The sequence below is a fragment of the Dactylosporangium sucinum genome, from assembly GCF_014647515.1.
In the GTDB taxonomy this organism is placed as follows: domain Bacteria; phylum Actinomycetota; class Actinomycetes; order Mycobacteriales; family Micromonosporaceae; genus Dactylosporangium; species Dactylosporangium sucinum.
Genome location: NZ_BMPI01000004.1, coordinates 18,735 through 41,647 on the forward strand (window position 1 = coordinate 18,735; position 22,913 = coordinate 41,647).

General features: G+C 71.1%; 20 protein-coding genes and 1 riboswitch. Of the genes, 12 read left to right on the forward strand and 8 right to left on the reverse strand.

The genetic code is table 11. The features are described from left to right. The first annotated feature begins 474 nt into the window (after positions 1 to 474). The 11 genes from rpmH (at position 475) to IEZ31_RS04315 (ending at position 12,238) form a co-directional block, all read left to right on the forward strand. Positions 475 to 612, forward strand: a complete 138-nt coding sequence (rpmH, locus tag IEZ31_RS04265; RefSeq protein ID WP_033360019.1) for a 50S ribosomal protein L34 — start codon at positions 475 to 477, stop codon at positions 610 to 612. 26 nt (positions 613 to 638) lie between these two features. Beyond that, complete coding sequence (gene rnpA / locus IEZ31_RS04270) at positions 639 to 1,007, forward strand: ribonuclease P protein component (RefSeq protein ID WP_190248398.1); 369 nt, start codon at positions 639 to 641, stop codon at positions 1,005 to 1,007. Further along, positions 1,004 to 1,294 (forward strand): membrane protein insertion efficiency factor YidD, encoded by a 291-nt coding sequence (gene yidD, locus IEZ31_RS04275; protein ID WP_190248399.1) that lies wholly within the window; start codon positions 1,004 to 1,006, stop codon positions 1,292 to 1,294. Before rnpA ends, yidD begins: the two co-directional genes overlap by 4 nt. Positions 1,295 to 1,305: 11 nt before the next feature. Beyond that, on the forward strand, positions 1,306 to 2,376 hold the full coding sequence (gene yidC, locus IEZ31_RS04280; RefSeq protein WP_190248647.1) for a membrane protein insertase YidC: 1,071 nt from the start codon (positions 1,306 to 1,308) through the stop codon (positions 2,374 to 2,376). Between the two features lie 181 nt (positions 2,377 to 2,557). Then, positions 2,558 to 3,157: a Jag family protein gene (locus IEZ31_RS04285; protein ID WP_190248648.1), complete on the forward strand. Its 600-nt coding sequence runs from the start codon at positions 2,558 to 2,560 to the stop codon at positions 3,155 to 3,157. A 233-nt stretch (positions 3,158 to 3,390) separates the two neighbouring features. Continuing rightward, a riboswitch (ZMP/ZTP riboswitch) is annotated at positions 3,391 to 3,474 on the forward strand. A gap of 22 nt (positions 3,475 to 3,496) precedes the next feature. Further along, the gene (locus IEZ31_RS04290) at positions 3,497 to 4,381 is read left to right on the forward strand and encodes a bifunctional 5,10-methylenetetrahydrofolate dehydrogenase/5,10-methenyltetrahydrofolate cyclohydrolase (RefSeq protein WP_190248400.1); all 885 of its coding nucleotides are present in this window, start codon (positions 3,497 to 3,499) and stop codon (positions 4,379 to 4,381) included. A 1,860-nt stretch (positions 4,382 to 6,241) separates the two neighbouring features. Beyond that, positions 6,242 to 6,934, forward strand: coding sequence for a 16S rRNA (guanine(527)-N(7))-methyltransferase RsmG (rsmG, locus tag IEZ31_RS04295; protein WP_190248401.1), 693 nt, complete (start codon positions 6,242 to 6,244; stop codon positions 6,932 to 6,934). 286 nt (positions 6,935 to 7,220) lie between these two features. Further along, a complete protein-coding gene (locus IEZ31_RS04300; RefSeq protein ID WP_373294503.1) occupies positions 7,221 to 8,483 on the forward strand; it encodes a ParA family protein in 1,263 nt (420 codons plus the stop codon). Then, entirely contained in the window at positions 8,480 to 9,487 is a 1,008-nt protein-coding gene (locus tag IEZ31_RS04305; protein ID WP_190248403.1) for a ParB/RepB/Spo0J family partition protein, read from the forward strand. The genes IEZ31_RS04300 and IEZ31_RS04305 overlap by 4 nt, the downstream gene beginning before the upstream one ends. Before the next feature lie 246 nt (positions 9,488 to 9,733). Next, positions 9,734 to 10,516, forward strand: coding sequence for a hypothetical protein (locus tag IEZ31_RS04310; RefSeq protein WP_190248404.1), 783 nt, complete (start codon positions 9,734 to 9,736; stop codon positions 10,514 to 10,516). Between the two features lie 1,044 nt (positions 10,517 to 11,560). Continuing rightward, the gene (locus IEZ31_RS04315; protein WP_190248405.1) at positions 11,561 to 12,238 is read left to right on the forward strand and encodes a GNAT family N-acetyltransferase; all 678 of its coding nucleotides are present in this window, start codon (positions 11,561 to 11,563) and stop codon (positions 12,236 to 12,238) included. A 17-nt stretch (positions 12,239 to 12,255) separates the two neighbouring features. Here the strand turns inward: IEZ31_RS04315 and IEZ31_RS04320 are convergent, their stop codons facing one another. The 7 genes from IEZ31_RS04320 to murJ form a co-directional block, all read right to left on the reverse strand. Then, complete coding sequence (locus IEZ31_RS04320; RefSeq protein ID WP_190248406.1) at positions 12,256 to 13,413, reverse strand: N-acetylmuramoyl-L-alanine amidase; 1,158 nt, start codon at positions 13,411 to 13,413, stop codon at positions 12,256 to 12,258. Between the two features lie 179 nt (positions 13,414 to 13,592). Then, positions 13,593 to 13,928: a thioredoxin gene (gene trxA / locus IEZ31_RS04325; RefSeq protein ID WP_190248407.1), complete on the reverse strand. Its 336-nt coding sequence runs from the start codon at positions 13,926 to 13,928 to the stop codon at positions 13,593 to 13,595. 26 nt (positions 13,929 to 13,954) lie between these two features. Continuing rightward, complete coding sequence (gene trxB, locus IEZ31_RS04330; protein ID WP_190248408.1) at positions 13,955 to 14,881, reverse strand: thioredoxin-disulfide reductase; 927 nt, start codon at positions 14,879 to 14,881, stop codon at positions 13,955 to 13,957. Positions 14,882 to 14,990: 109 nt separating this feature from the next. Then, the gene (locus tag IEZ31_RS04335; protein ID WP_190248409.1) at positions 14,991 to 15,908 is read right to left on the reverse strand and encodes an RsmA family anti-sigma factor; all 918 of its coding nucleotides are present in this window, start codon (positions 15,906 to 15,908) and stop codon (positions 14,991 to 14,993) included. Next, positions 15,905 to 16,507 (reverse strand): RNA polymerase sigma factor SigM, encoded by a 603-nt coding sequence (gene sigM / locus IEZ31_RS04340; protein WP_190248410.1) that lies wholly within the window; start codon positions 16,505 to 16,507, stop codon positions 15,905 to 15,907. Before sigM ends, IEZ31_RS04335 begins: the two co-directional genes overlap by 4 nt. A gap of 37 nt (positions 16,508 to 16,544) precedes the next feature. Further along, positions 16,545 to 18,068 (reverse strand): protein kinase family protein, encoded by a 1,524-nt coding sequence (locus IEZ31_RS04345; RefSeq protein WP_190248411.1) that lies wholly within the window; start codon positions 18,066 to 18,068, stop codon positions 16,545 to 16,547. 743 nt (positions 18,069 to 18,811) lie between these two features. Further along, the gene (gene murJ, locus IEZ31_RS04350; protein ID WP_190248412.1) at positions 18,812 to 20,629 is read right to left on the reverse strand and encodes a murein biosynthesis integral membrane protein MurJ; all 1,818 of its coding nucleotides are present in this window, start codon (positions 20,627 to 20,629) and stop codon (positions 18,812 to 18,814) included. A 159-nt stretch (positions 20,630 to 20,788) separates the two neighbouring features. Between murJ and IEZ31_RS04355 the strand changes: the two genes are divergently transcribed. Next, the gene (locus IEZ31_RS04355; RefSeq protein WP_190248413.1) at positions 20,789 to 22,240 is read left to right on the forward strand and encodes a CCA tRNA nucleotidyltransferase; all 1,452 of its coding nucleotides are present in this window, start codon (positions 20,789 to 20,791) and stop codon (positions 22,238 to 22,240) included. Here the strand turns inward: IEZ31_RS04355 and IEZ31_RS04360 are convergent. Then, the coding region (locus IEZ31_RS04360) for a peptidylprolyl isomerase (protein WP_190248414.1) at positions 22,218 to 22,913 on the reverse strand (696 nt) is incomplete at its 5' end. The two genes, IEZ31_RS04355 and IEZ31_RS04360, sit on opposite strands and share 23 nt — an antisense overlap.

The window sequence follows — 22,913 nt, forward strand, 5'->3', positions numbered from 1 at the left end:
GGGTTCCCGCCGTCCCGGCCATCATTGTCCACAGGTTTTCCACAACCTGTGTATCAACGAGTCATGTGCCGTGGACGGATCGTCCTGATTCCCTCTCGCCCCGTGCCGACTTGGCGGTCGGCTGGTCGAGACAACGAGGAAGTACAGGTCAGACGCGTCATCTGCCCCCTGCAGCGCGCCTGTTTGCGGCGATAAGTCCGTTGTGCCCCGTCGCCGGTCTTCGCGGTTTCTACCGGCAACCGGGCACGTTAACAGCGTTGTCCACAGGCACTCAACTGTTGTCCACAATGATCCTGTGGATTTCGGGGTTCACCGGGGGCCGTGGCGCGCGGTCGCGTCGTTGATCGTTGACGGTGAGTACACCCGCGCGTACCCTGTTTCGGTTGGAGAACCGCAGCCTGGTAAACTCCAAGCACAGATCGACATCCCGTGGGCGCCTCGCGTCCCGCCAGTCTCAAACAACGGAGCCCCGACGTGAGCAAGCGCACCTTCCAGCCGAACAACCGCCGGCGCGCGAAGACCCACGGTTTCCGGCTGCGCATGCGCACCCGTGCCGGCCGTGCGATCCTGTCGGCGCGCCGCGCCAAGGGGCGCGACCGCCTGTCGGCCTGACCGACGCGATCCCTCCGGGAGGCAGCGTGCTGGCGGCCGGACAGCGACTGCGGCGGCGTGAGGATTTCGCCGCCACTATTCGCAACGGTCGCCGCGCCGGCCGCGGAGCCCTCGTGGTGCACTACATGCAGTCTGTAGAAGCAAGGACAGAGCCGGCGCCCCGCGCCGGCTTCGTCGTGTCCAAGGCCGTCGGCAACGCGGTCGTCCGCAACGTGGTCAAGCGCCGCCTGCGACACCTCGTGCGGCCCCGGCTCGCCGACCTGCCGGCCGGCTCGGTGCTCGTCGTGCGCGCGCTGCCGGACGCGGCTTCCCAGCGGTACGACATCCTCGAAAGCGATCTCGATCAGGCACTCGCGGCGGTCCAGCGCCCCCGCAACCGAGGCGGCCGTCGATGAACCTCGGAGCCCGAGTCGTTGCCGCCCCCATCGTCGCGTACCGTCGTTGGATAAGCCCGGCGCTGCCGGCGCGATGCCGGTTCTACCCGTCGTGCAGTGCCTATGCCCTGGAGGCGGTCGGCACACACGGCGCGATCAAAGGAATCGCCCTCGCGATCTGGCGGCTGCTGCGCTGCCATCCGTTCCACCCAGGTGGGTTCGACCCGGTGCCACCGCGCCGGGGAGCCACGCCACACCCGGAGCCCACCCCCGAGCCTGAGTCTGACGTGACTGGAGCAGTGTCGTGATTAGCAAGCTGATGGGCGGGATCTACTGGCTGATCTCGCAGGTGATGCTGTTCTGGCACTCGGTGTGGGACAAGGTGGTGCCCGACGACCGAGTGCTCGGCACCAACTGGCAGTGGGTCCTCGCGATCGTGTTCCTGGTGATCACGGTCCGGGTCGTGCTGTTCCCGATCTTCGTGAAGCAGATCAAGTCGCAGCGTGCGATGCAGGCGATCCAGCCGAAGATGAAGGAGCTGCAGGAGAAGCACAAGGGCGACCGGGAGACCCTCCAGAAGGAGGTCATGAAGCTCTACCAGGAGGAGAAGGTCAACCCGCTCATGGGCTGCCTTCCGATGTTCCTCCAGATCCCGGTCTTCATCGGCCTCCTGCACGTGCTGCGCCACCTGCGGCCGGGCACGTCCGACCACCAGATGGAGCTGTACGGCTGGAGCATCCCGCAGTTCCTCAGCGCGGTCGACGCCCGGCTGTTCGACGCGCCGATCGTGGCGAAGTTCAGCAGCAACACCGCCGAGCTCACCCGCATCGACGCCAGTTCGACCACGGTCAAGGTCGTCTCCGCGCTCCTGGTCCTGCTGATGATCACTACGACCTACCTGACGCAGCGCCAGATGATCAAGAAGACCGGGTGGAACACCGACCCGCAGCAGCGCATGATCCAGAAGTTCATGCTCTACGGCATCCCGTTCTTCACCCTGACCTCCGGCTGGTACTTCCCGATCGGTGTCATCCTGTACTGGGTCACGAACAACGCCATCACCCTCGGCCAGCAGTATTGGGTGCTGCACAAGTACCCGCCGCCGGCCAGCGCCACGACCAACACGACGCCGTTCAAGCAGCCGAAGGGCGCGAAGGCCGTCAGTGGTGGCACCACCAGCGAGGCCAAGCCCTCCGGCTTCGGCTCCCTGTTCAGCCGGGCGAAGTCCGAGGCCGAGCAGCGGGCCAACGGCAAGGCCCAGGGCGGCCCCGCGAAGAAGGCGACCGGTGCGGCGGACACCGCGGCCAGCGGGCCGTCTCGCGCGCCGAAGCCTGGCGCCAAGCCGATCAACCCGAAGAAGGGTGGCGCCGCGAAGCGGCAGTCGGGTTGACGCGACGCGGCCGGGTCCACCCCTCTCTCGTGGCCCGGCGTGCGGCGCTCCCTGCGGTACCACCACCCCTCACCGACGACCTGTGACGGCGCCTCGGCGCCCCGAGCAAGCGGAGATGAGTTTCGTGACCGACACCACCAGTGATCTCGAAGCGCGCGGCACCGATAGCGAAGATGAGGAGTTGGACCAGAAGGCCAACCTCGACGCCGTTGACGACGACGCGGACGACGAGGCCGAGGACGACGCCGAGGACGACGCTGAGGACGCGACGGACGAGGCGCCGGCTTCCGGGGGCGGCGGCCGAGCGGCGGCCGACCTGTTCCGGGAGAGCGAGATCGCGGCAGACTACGTCGAGGGCCTGCTGGACATCCTCGACTACGACGGCGACATCGACGAGCTGGTGGTCGGTGGCCGCCCGGTGGTCGAGGTCGTCGAGGGCGGCGACGGCCGCCGGCTCCAGGCGCTGGTCGGCCAGCGCGGCGCCACGCTGGAGGCGTTGCAGGAGCTGAGCCGGCTCGCCGTGTTCCGCCAGACGGGCACCCCGAGCCGCCTCCTCCTCGACGTCGGCGGCTACCGCGCCCTGCGCCGCAAGGAGCTCGGCGCGATCGCCAAGAACGCGGCGGAGAAGGTGAAGGAGTACGGCGAGGCCGTCCGCCTTGAGCCGATGAGCGCTTTCGAGCGCAAGTGCGTCCACGACGTCATCAACGCCCTGCCGGGCGTGGAGAGCGAGTCGGAGGGCGTCGAACCCTCCCGCCGGATCGTGGTCCGCCCGACCGCCTGATTTCTTCGGTACTGCAGCGTCCCCGGACGCCCGAGTTTCGTACTCGGGAGCCGGGGACGCTCTGTTTCCGGCTCCCGTCGTGTTGGCGCTCCGGCAGGTTCAGCTCCGCCTGGTTGCCGGCTCCGCTCTTGTGTCCTTTTGTTACCGACCAGCCGGTGTCCTTCCTCGCGACGTCGATACTGGAGGCGTCCCTCCGCGGTGGTTCGGGTTCGGCGGTACATCTCGGGCATACTGGTGGCAGACGCGACTGGCGGCACCAAGGATGGGCAACCATCGGGGAGCTCCGTTCGCGGGAGTCGACCGCCTGGGCTCCCGCGATCCGTGAGGAGCCGTGTGCCTATGTCGCCGACCGCTTCCGTCGACCTTCCCACCGCCCGCCTGCTGCCCGGCGCCCCGGTCGCCGACAGCATCCTGGCCGACGTCGCCACCCGGGTGGCCGCCCTCCGCGTCCGCGGCGTTACCCCGTCGCTCGCCACGATCCTGGTGGGCGACGACGACGCCAGCGCTGGGTACATCCGGATCAAGCAGCGCCAGGCCGCCGAGCTCGGCTTCGCCTCCCCGCACGAGCACCTGCCGGCAACCGCGAGCCAGGCCGATCTCCACGCGGTGATCGACGCCTTCAACGCGGACGCCGACGTCCACGCGCTGCTGATCCAGTACCCGACCCCGCAGCACCTCGACTACGACGCGGCCCTGCAGCGAGTCGACCCCGACAAGGACGTCGACGGCATGCACCCGCTCAACCTCGGCCGCCTGGCCGCCGGCATGCCCGGCCCGCTCCCCTGCACCCCGGCGGGCATCGAGGCGTTGCTGGCCCACTACGAGATCCCGGTGAGCGGCCGCGAGGTCGTGATCCTGGGCCGCGGCGCAACCCTGGGCCGCCCGCTGGCGATGCTCCTGGCCCAGAAGCGCCCGACGGCGAACGCCGCCGTGACGGTCGTCCACACCGGCGTCCCGGACTGGCCCCGGTACACCCAGCGCGCCGACATCCTCATCGCCGCCGCCGGTGTCCCGGGCATCATCCAACCCGAGCACGTGAAGCCCGGCGCCGTGGTCATCGGCGGCGGCGTCCGCTACGAGGGTCGCCGCCTTCTCCCCGACGTTGCCGAGGAATGCGCCACGGTGGCCGGCGCCATCACCCCACGCGTGGGCGGCGTAGGCCCAACCACTGTCGCCATGCTCTTCCGCAACGCCATCACCGCCGCCGAGCGTCGTTTCACGTGAAACATGGCCCGCCGGGCGACCGACCTTCGTGGCCGGCCGCCCGGCGGCTTCGTTCCCACCGGTTCTCCCTTGGTCCTTGTTCGGCGCCCGGCTGTCGCGGCAAGTCGGCCGCCGGTGCGCGCTAGGCGGTGGCCTACGGCGTGCGGTGGTCCGTGTCAGGCGGCGTGGCCGCGGCGGGCCACGGCGCGGTGGGCGGCGCGGCGCGGTGGGCGGGTGGCGCGGTGGGCGGGTGGCGCGGTGGGCGGGTGGCGCGGCAGGGTGGTGGGCGATGGCGGGTGGCGCGGCAGCGCGGTGTCGGCCAGGCCCCTGCGGTGGGCGGCGGGTGCGCGGTGGCCGTGGCGGGCGGTGGGTGCGGTGGCCGTCGCGGGCGGCGGGTGCGTGGCCGGAAGCGCACTCGCGGCGGCTGGCCGACCCCCGTCGAGCGGCGGAGTAGCCGCAGTCCTGCTTCGGATCGGCACGGACTCGACGAGCTAGCCGGCTGGGCGACCATTGCCATGTCCCTCTTGAACTCGGCTGGTGAACCTGGCCGGTTCGTCGGGGCTGCACAGATCGACCTGACGAGCGCTGCGGCCGGGTGCCTGGTGTTCGCGCGACCATCGGCATCGGCAGCGGAACCCGGGCCGCGGCGGCTGCCGCCGACTCTCGCCTCTCGCTGATCGACTGTCGGACTACCCGACGTTGGCGTCGATGGGGCGCTTCGTTCGGGCGGTCCAAGGGGGAACGTCCTTCGCCCGGCCCTGCGGGACTCCGACGGTGATGTGGACGCCGGCAGCGCCAGCGCCGAGCACCTTCTGCGAGTGCGCCTCCGACTCTGCCCGCCGGCCGCGTCGACCGGCCCCAGACGATCGCCCCACAATGGCTCACCCCGCGGTGGTCGGCCTGCGCTTCTGATACCCGCTTCACATGGCCAGCGATCGTGGGCCAGGCGAAGCCACCGGAGCGATTCCCTCCGGCGGGCCACGCCTCGCGTTGGTGGTGCCCCGTGTTGATGGTCGCCCTGCGTCGGTCGTCCCGCGCTGGCCCTGCCCGGTCGCCCAGCCGCGCCTTCGCCCACATGGTCGCGATCGGTGCCTCGGGTTGCTCGGGGCGACGGCGACGGTGCTGGCCAGCTGGACGGCCTGGGACGCCTGCCGAGGAGGAGCACCGCTTGGCCGATGGGTCGATCGAACTGTCGGCCTGGTCGCGTTGCGCGCTGTCAGCTGACGCAACTGGCGGAGCTCCGGCACACGCGCTCCGATCGAGCACGCCCGGCTCGGTAGTCCCGCCAAGCGCCAACCCCGCTGTCCACGGAGCCGGCTCGGGTACGGCGCCCTCCGATCGCTCGGCCGGCAGTCCCTCGCACGGCGTCGTGTGGCATCGGAGTGCCGGGGCGGGCCGACACCCCGCCGAAGGCCGTCCGGCGTCCCACCGTGGGTGGCTCATTGGGAGTCAAGAATGCACGCAGAGAACGCGGGCGACACCGAATGCGCCGACTCCGGATGGCGCATCCACTCGTTCCGCGTCGCCGCCGGTGGCGAGAGTGCGCCGACCCGCCGTTCTCCTGGCACGTCGGTGGGCGGAGCGTCGGCCCGGCGTGCTGACGGTGGCTGGAGTCGCTGCCCTCCGGTCGCGGGCGGTTTCACGTGAAACATCGCCAGTGGCGTCCGGCGCTCGATGTGGAGGCCGGTCCGACGCGAGCGGCGCTGGCCGCGTCGGCGTGCGTCTGCGGCTTCCTGATGCGGGAACCTCCGCCGCGGACCGGTTCGAGTCCAGGACGAGGACAAGAGACGAGGACAAGAGACGAGGACAAGACAAGCCCGATGGAGTGGCCCGGAGCCACCGCCCGCCACCCCTCCACCAGAGACATGATTTGCTTGACCGATGACCGGCGCAGTACCCCCAGACGTCCGCCCCGCCGCCGACAAGCTCTTCGGCCTCCGCCTGGAGCTTGCCCAGCAGTACGCCGAACTCCTCATCACCGACGGCGTGCTCCGCGGCCTCATCGGGCCCCGCGAAGCCCCCCGGATCTGGGAGCGCCATCTCCTCAACTGCGCCGCCGTCGCCGACCTCATTCCTTCAGGGGCCTCCGTAGTGGACGTCGGCTCCGGCGCCGGGCTCCCCGGTATGGTGCTCGCAGTGGCTCGCCCTGACCTGTCCGTCACCCTGGTCGAGCCGCTCGCGCGACGTACCGCCTTCCTCGACGAGGTGGTGGCGACCCTCGGCCTCGACCGGACCACCGTGGTCCGGGCCCGCGCCGAGGAGTGCGTCGGTCAGCTCGACCCGGCCGACGTCGTCACCGCCCGAGCAGTCGCCCCGCTGGACCGGCTCGCCGGCTGGTGTCTCCCCCTCGCCGCCGTCGGCGGACGACTGCTCGCGCTCAAGGGGTCCTCCGCCGCGGCCGAGATCGAGGAGCACGCGGAGGCCCTCGAGCGCCTCGGCGCGGGCACTCCGGCGGTGCGCCTCTGCGGGGACGGCCTCCTCGCCGAGCCCACCACCGTGGTGGAGGTCGTACGCGAACGAGAGGTCGTAACAAGGCCAGGGCGCGGAAGCCGCAAGACGGCCAGGCGCAGATAGAAGAGCAGCATCACGGGGGAAGCAAGTGCAGTACGGAAGAACCGTCGGCATCGGTTGGCCGATGTCGCCGATGCAACGCCTCGGCGGGCTCCTCCGCCGAGTTGACGGATTTCTGGTCTTTTGGCGCACGACTTGGGGTGACAAGACCAACGACGCGCCCGAGAGTCATGGCTCCGCTCGGCGAAGCGCCGTAGGCTGGCCGCGCGCCATTCTTACTACGGGCACCGCGGGTACGACGGCGACCGTGGCGGCGACGGATGAGCGGCACGAGCGGGACGGAACTGACATGGTGCGCGATAGCAGCGACGACCACAGCGACGGCCACGTTTCACGTGAAACGGGAACCGGAATGGAGGGCTGGGGCGTCCGACCGTCAAGTAGAGGCGTACCCCAGCCGCGAGCGACCGAGCCACGGCCCCAGGAACCGATCCGACCGAGTACGACCCAGGCGACACGCGGAGGCACGGTGGAGTTTCACGTGGGTGCGCCGAGCCCCGACCGCTCGACCGGTACTGTGTACGGCCGAGGAGCATCGCCAGTCGAGACCCCTCAGGCCGACCCGGAGGAGCGGAACGATCGCCGTACCCCACCCTCCCCGCGGCCGCATCCGTCCGTCGCCACCGCGGATCCCGAGGGCGCAATGACAGACGCGTACGTTTCACGTGAAACCGAAGACCCCCCGCTGGCACAGGAGGCAAAGCGCGCCGTGGAGATTCTCAACCCGAGCGGGGAGATCACAATGCCCCGCCCCCCACGGCGCCGCACCATGTGTGTGGCGAACCAGAAGGGCGGAGTGGGCAAGACCACCACCGCGGTGAACATCGCCGTCGCCCTGGCGCTCCACGGCAACCGGGTGCTGGTGATCGACCTCGACCCCCAGGGCAACGCGTCCACGGGGCTGAACGTGCCGCACCACTCCGGCGTACCGGACGTGTATGACTGCCTCATCGACGGTGCTCCGCTCGACGCGGTGACGCAGCAGGTCGAGGGCATCCCGAACCTTTGGGCGGTACCGGCGACGATCGACCTCGCCGGGGCGGAGATCGAGCTCGTCTCGGTGGTCGCTCGCGAGTCGCGGCTCAAGCGGGCCATCGAGGCCGGCGGCTCCGACTACGACTACATCTTCATCGACTGCCCGCCATCGCTCGGCCTGCTCACGGTCAATGCGCTCGTGGCGGCCGAGGAGGTCCTGATCCCGATCCAGTGCGAGTACTACGCGCTGGAGGGTGTGCAGGCACTGACGAACAACATCGAGCTGGTGCGGTCCCACCTCAACCCCAAGCTCGACATCTCGACGGTCCTCCTGACGATGTACGACCGGCGGACCCGGCTCGCCGACCTCGTCGAGCAGGACGTGCGGAACCACTTCGGCGACAAGTGCCTCAACGCCGTCATCCCCCGCAACGTCCGCGTCTCCGAGGCGCCCAGCTACAGCCAGTCGGTCATGACGTACGACCCCGGGTCCCGGGGTGCGGTCAGCTATTTCGAAGCGGCGCAGGAGATCGCGCTGCGCGGCGCGCAAGGCGCGCAGGTGGGAGGAGTCGCATGAAGTCCAACCGACGTGGAGGTCTCGGGCGAGGGCTCGGTGCCCTCATCCCAACCGCCGCCGCGCCGGCCGACGGCGCGGCAGGCGGCACCGCGACCGCGCTCGCAACACCACCGGCCCCGGCCGACCTCCCAGTTCCGGAAGGCACGCTCGCCCCGGTGCCCGGCGCCCGCTTCGCCGAGATCCCGGTCGGCGCGATCATCCCCAACCCGAAGCAGCCTCGCCAGGTCTTCGACGAGGAGGCCATCGAGGAGCTGAAGACCTCGATTCAGGAGGTCGGCTTCCTCCAGCCGATCGTTGTCCGCGAGCTGCGCGACAACGAGCAGCCCGACGACAAGAAGTACGAACTGGTGATGGGCGAGCGCCGCTGGCGCGCCGCCCAGGCGCTCGGCAAGGAGGCCATCCCGGCGATCGTGCGCGAGACGCGCGACGACGCGATGCTCCGGGACGCGCTGCTGGAGAACATCCACCGCGCGAACCTCAACCCCCTCGAAGAGGCGGCCGCATACCAGCAGCTGCTCGACGAGTTCGGCGCGACGCACGAGGAGCTCGCCCGGCGCATCGGCCGGAGCCGCCCGCAGATCTCGAACACGATTCGCCTGTTGAACCTCCCGGCCCCGGTCCAGCGTCGCGTCGCCGCCGGCGTGCTCTCCGCCGGCCACGCGCGGGCGCTGCTCGGGCTCGACAGCGCCGAGGCGCAGGAGTCGCTCGCCACGCGAATCGTGCAGGAGGGCCTGTCGGTCCGCGCGACCGAGGAGGCGGTCCAGGTCGCGGTCAGCGATGGCGCGCCGAAGAAGACGGCCTCTCCGCAGCGGCGCGCGAAGCCGCACGCGCCGGCGCTGTCCGACCTGGCCGACCGTCTCTCCGACCGGTTCGACACGCGGGTGAAGGTCGACATCGGCCGTCGCAAGGGCCGCATCACGATCGAGTTTGCGACCGTCGACGACCTCGAGCGGATCGTCGGCATCATCGGCGTCGAGGAACAGCGCGGTACCGCCCGCGATTGACGTCGGCAAGCCCGAGAGGCCGGATCCGGAACGGGTCCGGCCTCTTTTTGCGCCCGGAAGAAATCTTGAGAGAACGATTCTGGGGGAACCTTGTCCACAGGGGTTATCCACAGGCGGGCGGTTTCACGTGAAACAACGTGGTAGGAGGCTCGCGCCCCTGTGGATGACGGAACCGGCTGACCCCGGCAAGAGTGGGTTATCCACAGGGGTGCGGACACCGACGCCGCGTTCGGCTAGGGTCGGCACGTGCCCGATACGCCGCAGCAGTTGCCCGCCTTCACCTATTGGCCGACGTTCCCGTTCGAGGGTGACCTCCGGGTGAAGCGCCTCCTGGAACCGGTCCCGATCGAGCCCCCGAGGCACGGCGACAACCCCGCCGATTGCCGTGCCTGCGGCGCCCCGGACGAGGCATACATCTGGGTCAGCGACCGCTGGCGCGTCCGCAGCCTCGACCGCCCGACGGGCCTGCCGGCGGTGCTCATCCTGGAGTCGCGCTCGCACCTCGACCTCGGCGACCTGCCGAACATGCTCGCCGCCGAGCTGGGCGTGATGACGGTCCGCCTGGAGCGCGCGATCCGTTCGCTGGACGGCGTGGCACGCGTCCACGTGAACCGCTGGGGCGACGGCGCCGCCCACCTACACCTGTGGTTCCTCGCCCGCCCGTATGGGCGCCTCCAACTCCAGGGCACCTTCCTGGCCCTGTGGGATGACATCCTCCCGCCGATTCCGGAGCAGCGCTGGCGCGAGAACCTGGCCCTGGTCGCCGCCTGGCTCGCCGAGTTCGGCGGCCGCCCGCTCGCCGAGCCGCCCCGCATCAACTGGACCGCCCCCGCCAAGCTCGCCGAGGAGGCCCGCGCGGCCGACGACGCCACGACGTTCGGCGACCCGGGCAGCCACGCCGAGCTGCCCGAGCCCGCCAGCGACACGTCCGTGCAGCCGGAGGTCATCGTCCCGGAGCCGGCCGAGGGCAACGGCGACGCCCCGGACGAGCCAAAAGCCGAAGCGGATGGCTCGGGCCCGCGCAACTGACGACCGTCGCTCCCGCCAGACACCGCTCGTGGGGGCGCGACATCCGTCCCGCCCCCACGGACGCTGCCATCGCCGTCGCCCCAAGCACCCGCGGGCTACCGCCCGCGCGCCGAGGTCCGCACGACCCATTCCCCGCAGCGCCCGAGCGCTCCGCGCCAACAACACCGCGCAGCCAAGCCCGTTCGACATCGCTGGCCCTGTCGCGTCGCCGCGGGCCGATGTTCGCCCCTCGATCGCTGACCCTGTCGCGAAGCCGCGGGCCCGGTGTTGGTCCCTCGTTCGCGTGAGGTCGCGAAGCCGCTTCATCCTCGATGCCTCGGCGCGCCTTCGCGACCAGACTGCATCGGAGCGGCTGATGTCGCCCGATGTCGACGCCGGGCGCTCGAACCTCGCCCGCAGCGATGATCAAATGTGCGACTCCATGATCAATGGAGGATTCTGGCTGCCAGAGCGACCAGATTCCTCCATTGATCATGGACTCACGTCAGCCGAACGCCGAACGCCGCACTGAACGACGCCGAGCCGCTCAGCGATGCCGAGCCGCTCAGCGACGACCACGCCCGGCGGCAGGACGTGTTCGACGGCCCCGGACGGCGCCTTGTGGATGGCACAAGCCTGTGGATGGTGAGGCTGTGGATGGTGAGGCTGTGGATAACGAGGCGCTCGTGGACAGGCTGCTGGAATCGTGGACGAGCTGGCTGTGGACGACCGACGCCGGCCTTTGGACAGTCAGTCTGAACGATGCGGCTGTGGACCGTCGCGGGTGCGGATGAGGGTGAGATGTCCCCGCCGGGCCGTGGACAGCGAGACCCCGGTGGTGGTTCCAGTGGTGAACTTGCGGCTGGAGTGAGGGTGATCGGGCCGCTGACTCGTACGGTCGTTGGGTGAGGACCATCCGTAACCGGCAGGTTGCGAGACCGGCAGGGTGAGGAAGTGTGGGCGGATGGCTCCCGCGGACGGTGTGGTGTGCGTACCATCTAACACGGTTGGCGGAGGAGCTCCGGCGTGTCACGGCACGCCGCGGTGCGGGGTGGAGATGGGCCAATGTCGCGACGTCTCGTGAGTCTGACGCTGGACACCCTTGAGGATCTTCCTCGATCGTGCCGCGAATGCGTCTTCTGGGAGCTGGACCCGGTCGCTGCCGACCGGGCCTGCGCCGCGGGCGACCCGGGGCTGGAGAAGGAAGCCTGGGTGTCCCAGACCCTCCTCGAGTGGGGGTCCTGCGGCAAGCTCGTCTACGTCGACGGCATGCCGGCCGGGTTCGTCATGTTCGCGCCGCCCGCGTATGTGCCGCGGTCCATGGCGTTCCCCACGTCGCCCGTCTCCCCCGACGCGGTGCTGCTGATGACGGCGCACGTCGTGCAGCCGTTCGCCGACGGTGGGCTCGGGCGCATGCTCGTCCAGGGGGTCGCCCGCGACCTCACCAAGCGCGGGGTCAAGGCCATCGAGGCGTTCGGCGACGCCAAGTTCGGCGAGGTCGACGAGGCCGGGCGCAACGAGCGGGGTTGCCTTGCGCCGGCGGACTTCTTCCTGTCGATCGGGTTCAAGACGGTACGACCGCATCCACGCTATCCGCGTCTGCGGCTCGAGCTTCGCACGGCGCTGTCGTGGAAGTCGGACGTGGAGTACGCCCTCGAGAAGCTGCTCGGCTCGATGAGCCCCGAGTCGCTGCTGCGTCCGGTGCTGCCGGTGCGTCCCGCGACGCGGGAGATGACGAACTAAGCCGGCCCGCGACGGGCCTATGCCGACGCCGTCAAGGTGCGCAGCAGGCTGACGTCGATCGAGCCCGTGGGCACGTCGGCCTCGACCGGGAGATACATGCGCTGCACCGCGGCCATCATCGCGTCCACGACGCGGTCGCGGAAGGCCGGGTCGATCAGCTGCTGGCGGTCGGCGGGCGACGTGAGGTAGCCGACGTCGACCCGCACGGCGGGCATGCGGCTCAGCCGGAGCAGCTCCCAGGTCTTCGGGTGGGTGCGGCAGTCGCGCAGGCCGGTGCGGACCACGATCTCGCGCTGGACGAGGCCGGCCAGGCGCTCGCCGACGATGGAGGTGGGGCCGGAGACGGTGCCGTAGTGGTACGTGGCGACGCCCGAGGCCTCCGGGCTCGTGTGGCCGTCGAGGTGGATCGAGAGGAGCAGGTCGGCGCCGAGCTCGTTGGCCAGCTGCACCCGGTCACGGTCGCTCAGAGCGCTCGCCGGCGCCGGACCCCGGGTCAGGTTCACCCGCATCCCCGCGGCCGCCAGACGGCCCTCCAGGCGGGCCGCAAGGTCATACGCGAGGTCGGCCTCCACCCACCGCAGCGGGCCGTCGGGCACCACGTGGCCGGTGTCGGGTCCGCCGTGGCCCGGGTCGATCACGATGCGCTTGCCGAGCAGCGACGTGCCCGACTCGCGGAAGGCCTCGGCCTCGCGGAGCAGCTGCGGGCGCCCGCCGATCACCTTGCGGCCGAGGCGGCGCAGGGCGCCGACCGTCTGCGGGCCGCACTCGCCGTCGGGGCGCAGGCCGACCTCGCGCTGGAACTGCGCGACCGCGTGCGCCGTGCGCCCGCCGTAGATGCCGTCGGCGCGGCCCGGGTTGTAGCCCATCTCCAGCAGGCGCTCCTGGAGCTGGCGGACGTCGTCCCCGATATACGGGTCGGCGACCGTGTGGAACAGCGCGCGCTGCCCCAGCCGCCAGCGGGCCGCGTCGAGCGCCCGCCAGGTCTCGTCGCCGACCTCGCCGTCGACGGTCAGGCCGCGGCTCTGCTGGAACGCGCGCACCGCGCGCTCGGTGGCGTCGTCGAACTCGGGATCGGAGGACAGCGAGAGATCATCGGCCAGGAGCTCCAGCACGACAAGAATGCTGCGGATCTCGGCAACCGCCGCTCCCCGCGCCCCGCGCCGGATCGCACGCATGTTGGTCCTCCTGAAATGCCTGTGGCTCCGGGATGGAATCGTACGTGCCCGACCGAGCGCGCCGTTACAGGGCGAATGCTCCCGCAGCGTACCGCCCCGGGCCGCCCGCCGCCGCAGCAGCAATCCGCCCCGCGTCGACTGGGACGCGGGGCGGGCGGTCAGTGCACCGGAGTCGCTGCTCAGGCCGGGTCGAGGGCCGACTCGATGAGCCGCACGAGCGCGCTCTTCGGGCTCGCGCCGACGACCGAGCGGAACGGCTCGCCGTCCTTGAACACGGTCAGCGTGGGAACCGACAGCACCTGGTAGGCGCGGGCCGTCTCCGGGTTGCTGTCGATGTCGACCTTCACGATCTTCACCTTGTCGGCCAGCTCACCGGCGGCGATCTCGTTCAGCATCGTCTCGATCTTCCGGCACGGCTGGCACCACTCAGCCCAGAAGTCCACCAAAACCGGAATGTCCGACTTGAGGACGTCGACCTCGAAGGTCTTGTCACTGACGGGCCGGATGGCTCCCATGCGCTCTCCCTCTGCTTCAAAATCTCTTACAACGTCGCGATGTAGCGCTCGGCGTCCAGCGCCGCCGCGCAACCCGTGCCGGCGGCCGTGATCGCCTGCCGGTAGGTGTGGTCGACCAGGTCACCGGCGGCGAAGACGCCCTCGATGTTGGTGGCGGTGCCGGGCGCGGCCACCTTCACGTAGCCGGACTCGTCCAGCTCGACCTGCCCGCGGAACAGCTCGCTGCGCGGGTCGTGGCCGATCGCCACGAAGATGCCGGCCACCGGCAGCTCCGTCTCCTCGCCGGTGCGCACGTCCGCCAGCCGCACACCGCCGACCCGGCCACCGCCGTCAAGCACCGAGGTCACCTTGCTGTTCCAGCGGACCTCGATCTTCTCGTTGCTCAGCGCCCGCTCGGCCATGATCTTGCTGGCCCGGAACTCCTCGCGCCGGTGCACGATGGTGACCTTGCTGGCGAAGCGGGTCAGGAACGTCGCCTCCTCCATCGCCGAGTCACCGCCGCCGACGACCACGATCTCCTCGTTGCGGAAGAAGAAACCGTCACACGTCGCACAGGACGACACCCCGCGGCCCAGCAGCTCCTGCTCGCCCGGGACGCCCAGCGGGCGCCAGGCGGAGCCGGTGGCCAGGATGACCGCACGGCCCCGATACTCCGTCTCGCCCACCCACACGCTCTTCACGGGGCCCTCCAGGGCCACCCGCGTCGCGTCGTCGGTGATGAACTCCGCGCCGAAGTGCTCGGCCTGCTTGCGCATGTTGTCCATGAGCTCCGGACCGAGGATCCCGTCGGGGAAGCCGGGGAAGTTCTCGACCTCGGTGGTGGTCATCAGCGCACCGCCGGAGGTGACACCCTCGATCACGAGCGGTTTGAGGTTGGCCCGGGCGGCATAGACGGCAGCCGTATACCCGGCGGGGCCGGACCCCACGATGATCAGGTTGCGGACCTCGTCCACGGTCGACTCCTCGAATTCAGCCTGTGCCAGCAAAACTCATCCTACGAACCGACCATTCCCGGCGAGCGATGACTCGTGTGCCACATCACCGCTGCGTGGCGGGGTGAACTCAGGCCGTTCCCCGGTACCGCTCGTCGGCGATCGCGTTGCCGACGCCGCACTCGGGCCCGACGACCACGATCAGCCGCTTGCCGGCGCCCACACGCGTGCCGTCGAGGACCACCACCAGGGCGGGCTGTCCCTCGAACCGCGCGTAGTCGACGAGCGCCACCTGACCACCGTATTCCCTGGTGATGGCGGTCAGGCAGGCGGCCCGGGCGGCCGGGTCGCCGAGCCGGCGCAGCGGGTCGGGCACGTCGGCGGAGAGGTCCCTGCCGGCGGCGTCGCCCTTGGCCGTCAGCGAGCCGGCCGGGGGCACCGACGTGCTCTGGGCCAGCTCGCCGACCGTCCCGGGCCCGTAGTCGCGACCGGTCACCACGACCGCCGAGCCGCCCGCGTCGGCGCGCGTCCCGCCGCTCTCCGCCTGCCCGCCGTTGAGCTGCGGGCCGGCCGGGGTGGCCTCCCCCGCGCCGGGGCGGCTCTGCGGCGCGAGCCCGCTCGTCGACGCCGAGTCGGACCCCGCGAGGCCCTGCTGCCGGATCACCTGCACGCCCACCCCGCCGCACACGAGCACCGCGGCCGCGGCGGCCAGGCCGACCATCCAGCGCTGCCGGCGCCGTTTGCGCGCCTCGCGGGCCCGGGCCAGGTCAACCACGGGGGCGCCCGCGGGGGGCGCGGTGATCGCCGCCGTCAGGGCCGCGTCCAGCCGTTGCTGCACATCCAGCGGTACCGCAGGCGCCTCCGACCCCAGGGAACGCAGCTCGTCCCGAACGGCGGCGTCCGCCGTGACCAGCGCCGTGTAGGCCTCCGCCCACGACTCGTCGGTGCTCACCAGGCGGCGCACGTCGTCGGCCTCGGGCGTGCCGTCGAGCGCCCCGCCGACAAAGTCGGCGAGCCGGTCGAGGTCGGCATCCGAGAAGGCCGTCATGCGCCACCCTCCTTCCGCGACGTGGATGGGCTGATCGGAGATGGGACGCTCTTGTCGGCGGCCGGGTTCCGCAGGTGGCCGAGCAGCAGCGCCATCCGCGCCCGCCCGCGAGCGCACCTGCTTTTGATGGTGCCCTCCGCGACGCCGAGGATCACGGCGGCCTCCGCCACGGCATACCCCTGCACGTCGACCAGAACCAGCGCGGCGCGCTGCTCCGCCGGCAGCTCCTGCAGCGCCTTGCGGACGTCCATGGCGGTGTCGCGGTCGGCCGCCGGCGCCGGTGTGACGTCGGTCTCGGGCAGCGGGACGGTGGGCCGCGCCTGCCGCCGCCGCATGCGGTCGAGGCAGGCGTTCACGACGATCCGGTGCAGCCAGGTGGTGACGGCGGAGTCGCCGCGGAAGTTGTTCGCCGCCCGCAGCGCGGACAGCAGTGCGTCCTGGAGGGCGTCGGCGGCCTCCTCGCGGTCGCCCGTCGTGCGCAGGGCGACCGCCCACAGCCGGTCACGGTGCCGACGCACGATCTCGCCGAACGCGTTCGGATCGCCCGCCGCGTGGGCGCGCAACAGCGACGTGTCGTCCCTGCCGTCGACTGCGTCCACGGCAGGCACCCTATCGACCACGAGCGCGTCGTGGGGGCTACTGGACGCGGACCTTTATCTCTCCGATAGCGACCCGATACCCACTGCCGTTGCTTTCCTTCGGCAGCTTGGTGATCCAGACCAGCAGATACTGCGTGGGCTTCTCCGGGCCGGGGAACAGCGTCACGCCGGCCATGGGCGACTTGCGCTCGCCCACGATCGTGTATTGCGCGACCGTCTGCTGGTCCTGGGTCTTGCCGCTGCCCAGGTCGGCGTCGCCGGAGCGCAGCTCCCCGTCGGCCCCGGGCGTGGTCAGGTCGACCTCGACGGACACGACCTGCTTGGCCTCGCCCAGGTCGATCCAGACGCCCATGCCGTCCTTCTTGGCGCCGAAGTTGGCCTGCGGATACTTCTCGGTCTTCCAGACCGTGGACATGTTGCCGTCGACGGTCTTCTCCGCGTCCTTGACCTCGGAGCGGTTGCCTTGCGGGTCGACGATCCGGACCTTGGTCGGGTCGATCTTGAACTCGACCGGCTGCCCGGCCGGCTTGGCCGGCTGCGACGCGGTCGTCCCCGACGGGCCGCCAGTCGTCGGCGAGGCGTCGGGCGTCGCCGGGTCGCCGAGCACCCGCGCGGCCGCGAGCGTGCCGGCCAGCGCCAGCACCAGCAGGCCGACCACGCCCACGGCGAGCTTGCGGCCGGCCGGCTTCGGCGGCGCCGGGGAAGCGGCCGCGGCGTCGAACGCGTCGAGGTCGAGCGCCCGCCCGTCGCCGTCACCGAGCTCGTCGTCGTCGAAGCTGCCGAACGAGGCGAGCTCGCCCGCCAGCGACTCGGCCGACGGCAGCGGCATCTCGGGGTTGAGCAGGTCGGCGACCAGCGAGTCGAGGTGCGCGGGCACTCCGGCCCGCACCTGCCGCGGCGAGGTGAGCGCCCCGGACGAGTCGCGCACGCCGTCGGCCACGGACGTCGACCCGGCCTCGGCATGCGGCCAGTAACCGGTCAGCGCGCAGTAGAGGATCGCGCCGATCGAGCGGATGTCCTTCTCGGGCGTCGCGAAGTCGTCGGCCCTGGCGTCGGTCAGCACGACCCGCCCGTCGTGCGCGACGAGCACGGTGCCGGGGTGCACGTTGCCGTGCGCCATCCCCGTGCCGTGCAGCGCCGCGACCGCGTCGGTCACGGCCCAGGCGATCGCCACCGACCGCGCCGCGTCGAGCGGCCCGGACGCGACGATCTCCCGTAAGGCGATCCCGTCGACCCACTCGCGCACGACGTAGGCCCGGTCGCCCTCGTCGATCGCGTCGTAGACGCCGACCAGGTGCGGGTGCACGATGCGACTGGCGGCAACGGCCGCCGCCAGCATCTCCTTCGCGCTGTCCCCACCGGGATAGCGCAGCACCACCGCCACGGGGCGACGCAGGATGACGTCGATGCCGCGGTAGAGCTGGCGGCCCAACGAGTCGTTGCCGATGTGTTCTTCGAGCTGGTATCGCTCGGCAAGGATTTCACCGACGGATGGGGTGCCGAAGGTCAGGACCTGCGGGATGCCTCCCGCGGCCTCCAGCCCTTCGTCGAGCTCAGCCACCCGTCCTCCCTTCCGATCCGTGTGCCGACCAGTGGCGTCCGTCGTAACGCGAGTCGCAGTCACTAAGCCTAAGCGCTCCGGCGGGGCGTCGAGGTTGACCTTACCGGTCAGCTCTCGGGTCTCCGACACGTCATCATCTCCAGACCACCCCACTCGATGCCAATTGATCACCCATGTCCCGACATAGCGGTCATTTGCCATTCATCCGCATTTCACCGCAGCTCGCCCGGTCCCGACCAGCACCCGAACCGCCCGCGGTCGCCGGCCACCCAACCCCTGGCCTCCCAAGACCACAACCGCCGGGTGACCAGCTTCACGACCGGTCCGTACTGGGACGCGGCTCCGCTCGGCCAGGTTGCACGAACTTGACATTTTCCGCCCTCGAGGGCACGGGCGTGTCGCCATCCCGGACTCAGGTCCGTCCATGATCAAGGGAGACTTCCGGCTGCCCCGACAGCCAGATCGTTCCCTTGATCATGGACGGACCTGAGCGCCGAACCTGAGGGCGGCGGCGGACCTGCGGGGATGCCTGCGGTGTTTGCGTTCGAGGGCATGGCGATTCCAGAGCACGGCTGGCTCAGGGCGTGGCCGGCTCAAGAAGCGGCGGCTGGACGCGCGACGGGTCGAGGGCCGTGGCGGGTCGAGCACGGCCGAGCTCAATGCGCGGCAGGCCCCGGGGCGCGGCAGTGCAGGGTGCGGCGGGTCCGGCGGGCTGGGTGTGGGCTTGGAGGGTGGCGGGCAGGCTAGCGGCCGAGTTTGGACTTGATCAAGGTGGCGAACTGGCGGACCTCCGGGACGCGGAGGACCAGGGCCAGCGCTGCGTATGCGGCCAGCAGGACGGCGCTGCCCACCAGGAGCTGGACGACGCCCAGGAGCTTGCCCGGGTCCATCACGCGGGCGATGGCCCACGACGCCGCGAAGGCCAGGGCGCCGCCCACTGCCGCCGCGGCCGTCAGGCGCAGGAGGGTGTCGGCCACCCGGGCCAGGCCCAGCCGGCCCAGGCGGGTGCGGAGCAGCCAGTAGCCCAGCAGGAGGGCGGCCACGAACGACAGCGCCGTGCCGACCATCAGCGACGCCGTCACGGCGGCGATCGGGAGGAGGAAGTAGAACGCCACGTCCAGCAGGAGGCGGATGGCCACGCCGCCGATGTTCACCAGCGCGGGGGTGCGGGTGTCGCGCATGGCGTAGAAGACGCTGGTCTGCATCTGGCTCAGGGCGAACGGGACCAGGCCCAGGCCGGCCGCGCTCACCACCCAGCCGGTCGCCAGGGCGGCGTCGTAGCCATACTCACCCCAGTCGAACAGCGTCACCGCCAGGGGCTGGCCCAGGACCACGTAGATGGCCGCGGCCGGGATCAGGATCACCGACGCCAGGCGGGTGGCCTGGGACAGCTGGTCGGTCACGTCGCCGAAGCGGCCGTCGGCGGCCGCGGAGGAGATGCGGGGCATCATCGCGGTGATCACGGAGACGGCCACGATGCCGTGCGCCATCATGAAGATCAGGAACGCGTTGTTGAAGATGATCGGGCCGTCGCCGCCGCGGACCTGGTTGTTCTTGGCCAGGCTCATCACGACCGTGATGCCGATCTGGTTGACCGCGACGTAGAGCAGCATCCAGGCGCCCAGCCTGCCCAACTCGCGCAGGTGCAGCTTGCGGAAGTCGAAGCGCCACTTCCAGCGGAAGCCGGTCTTGCGCATGGCCGGCCAGAGGCCGAGGGCCTGGATCACGATGCCCAGCGTGGTGCCGATGCCGAGGACCAGGATCTGCGGGACGGTGATCGTCTCGGGGGTCGGCAGGCCGGAGCCGCGCACGAGCATGAAGGCGCCGGCGGTGGCGATGATGACGACGTTGTTGAGGATCGGCGTCCACATCGGTGCCGCGAAGTGGCCGCGCACGTTGAGGATCGCGGCGAAGATGCCGGCCAGCCCGTAGAAGAAGATCTCGGGCAGCAGCAGGTAGGCCAGGAACGTGATCAGGTCGCGGTCGTCCGCCGTGACCCGGTCGTTGCCCAGCGTGTAGATCGCGGTGATGAGCGGCGCCGCCAGGACCACGATCAGGGTGGCCGCGCCGAGCGTCACCACCGCCAGGGTGAGCAGCCGCTGCGCGTAGGCCTCGCCGCGGTCGGGCTCCTCCTTGCGGGCGCGCACCAGGGTCGGGATGAGCACGCTGGCCAGCACGCCGCCGAGCAGCAGCTCGTAGATCTGGTTGGGCAGGTTGTTGGCCAGCGTGTAGTCGTCGCCGACGACCGCGCCGCCGATCGCGGCCGAGATGGCGGCCGCGCGGATGAAGCCCGTGCCCCGGCTGATCAGGCTCAGGATGGCCATCGTGCTGCTGTTGCGCACGACGGTGCCGGTGCTCTCGTCGTCGCCGGGCGACGGCGGCGGCGCGGTCTCCTCGACGACCGGCGCGTCCGAGACGACCTGCGGCCCGGGCACGACCGGCAGGCGGACGGTCGGCGCGTTGACCGGGTCATATCGCACGGTCGGCGGCTCGGGCTGCCCGACCGGGTTCAGGGCGACCGTCGGCTCATTGCTCCAGCGCCCGTCTCGTGCCGGATCCATCCGCTACACCCCAACTCGGCCAGTACTTCCCCTCGCAAGCACAGACCATAGTGGCACCCCCCGACACTTCCGAGGACCCGTCAATATCGCGCGACCCGATCCACACGAGCCCGCTACCCTCGGTGGCTGCCGTACCGACCGCGATAGGCTGACCAACCAATGTCCCAGACCCAGCGCGCCCTCACCGAAGCCCAGCGCCGTGCCGTGCACGAGCTGCTGCGCGTCTCCCCCGTCGCCGACGAGCTCGGCCGCCGGTTCGAAGCCGCCGGCCACGAGCTCCACCTCGTCGGCGGCTCGGTCCGTGACGCGCTCCTCGGACGCCTCGGCGACGACCTCGACTTCACGACCGACGCGCGGCCCGACGACACCCTGCGGATCGTCGACGGCTGGGCCGAGTCGGTGTGGACGACCGGCGCGGAGTTCGGCACGATCGGCATCGCGCGCCGCGGCCTGCGGATCGAGATCACGACGTTCCGCGCCGACGCGTATGACCGGGTCAGCCGCAACCCCATCGTGCAGTACGGCGACAGCCTCAGCGAGGACCTGCGCCGCCGTGACTTCGCCGTGAACGCGATGGCGGTGTCGGTGCCGGGCCACGAGTTCACCGATCCGTATGGTGGTCTCGAGGACCTGGCCGAGCGCGTCCTGCGCACGCCGGGCGCGCCGGAGGACTCCTTCGCCGACGACCCGCTGCGCATGCTGCGGGCCGCGCGCTTCGCCGCCCAGCTGCGCTTCGAGGTCGCCCCCGAGGTCTACGCGGCGATGACCGCGATGGCCGCCGACCTGTCCCGGATCACCGCCGAGCGGATCCGCGACGAGTTCGTGAAGCTCATGTGCGGCGCCGACCCGGTCACCGGCCTGCGGCTGCTGGTCGACACCGGGCTGGCGGAGCAGTTCCTGCCCGAGCTGTCCGGCCTCAAGCTGGAGATCGACGAGCACGCGCAGCACAAGGACGTCTACGAGCACACCCTGATCGTGGTGCGCAACGCGATCGCCCACGAGAAGGAGGGGGCCGACTTCACGCTGCGCATGGCGGCGCTCATGCACGACATCGGCAAGCCGGCTACGAAGGCGGTCGGCCCCGACGGCGGGGTGAGCTTCCACCACCACGAGGTCGTCGGCGCGCGGCTGACCAGGCAGCGGATGAAGGCGCTGAAGTTCCCCAAGGACGTCATCGCCGACGTGGCCGAGCTCGTCTCCCTGCACCTGCGCTTCTACGGGTACGGGCGGGGCGAGTGGACCGACTCGGCCGTCCGCCGCTACGTGACCGATGCCGGCCCGCTGCTGCAGCGGCTGCACGGCCTCACCCGCTCCGACGTCACCACGCGCAACCGGCGCAAGGCGGCCCAGCTCGCGGCCGACTACGACGCGCTGGAGGAGCGGATCGCGCGGATCGCCGCCGAGGAGGATCTCGCCCGGGTCCGGCCCGACCTCGACGGCAACGCGATCATGGAGCTGTTGGGGGTCCCACCCGGCCCGGTCGTGGGGAAGGCTTGGCGGTACCTCAAGGACCTCCGCCTCGAGCGCGGCCCCCTGGACCCGGACGAGGCCGAGGCCGAGCTGCTCCGCTGGGCCGAGGCCGAGGGGATCACGGCACCCGGACCTCGGTGATCTGCACCGCGAGCTTCGGCGGCCCGTTCGCCGTGCCCGTCGCCGTGCCGGCGGCCGCGACCTTGTCCAGCAGGTCGAGGCCGCTGGTCACCCGGCCGAAGATCGAGTAGTCCGGCGAGATGTCGCTGTCGCGGTACACGATGAAGAACTGCGACCCGTTCGTCCCGGGCCCGGCGTTGGCCATGGCCAGCGTCCCCCGCGGATAGGGCGGCAGGGTCGTCGGCAGGTTCTCCTCGCCGAACCGGTAGCCGGGCGTGCCGGTGCCGGTCCCGCTCGGGTCGCCGCACTGGAGCACCCACAGCCCCTCGGTGGTCAGCCGGTGACACGGGGTGTCGCTGTAGAAGTCGTCGCGGGACAGGTGGACGAAGGAGTTCACCGTGCAGGGCGCCCGGTCGGCGTACAGCTCGAGCCCGATCGGGCCCTGGTTGGTCTCCATCGTCGCGGTGAGCTTGCCGGTCAGCGTCGAGCGCGGCGCGGGCGTTGCCACCAGGCGCGCCTCGTCGTTGCCCCGGTCGGCCGACGGGTAGGCGCAGGGTGCCCCGGTGCCGGCCGGCGGCGCACCGCCCACGGTCGGGCCGGCGGCCGGCCCGCGGCTGGTGCCGGGGACGCTGGGTGGCGGCGGTGCCGACGCGTCAGTCTCCAAGGAGGCAGCAGGAGCCGAGGCCGGCCGGCC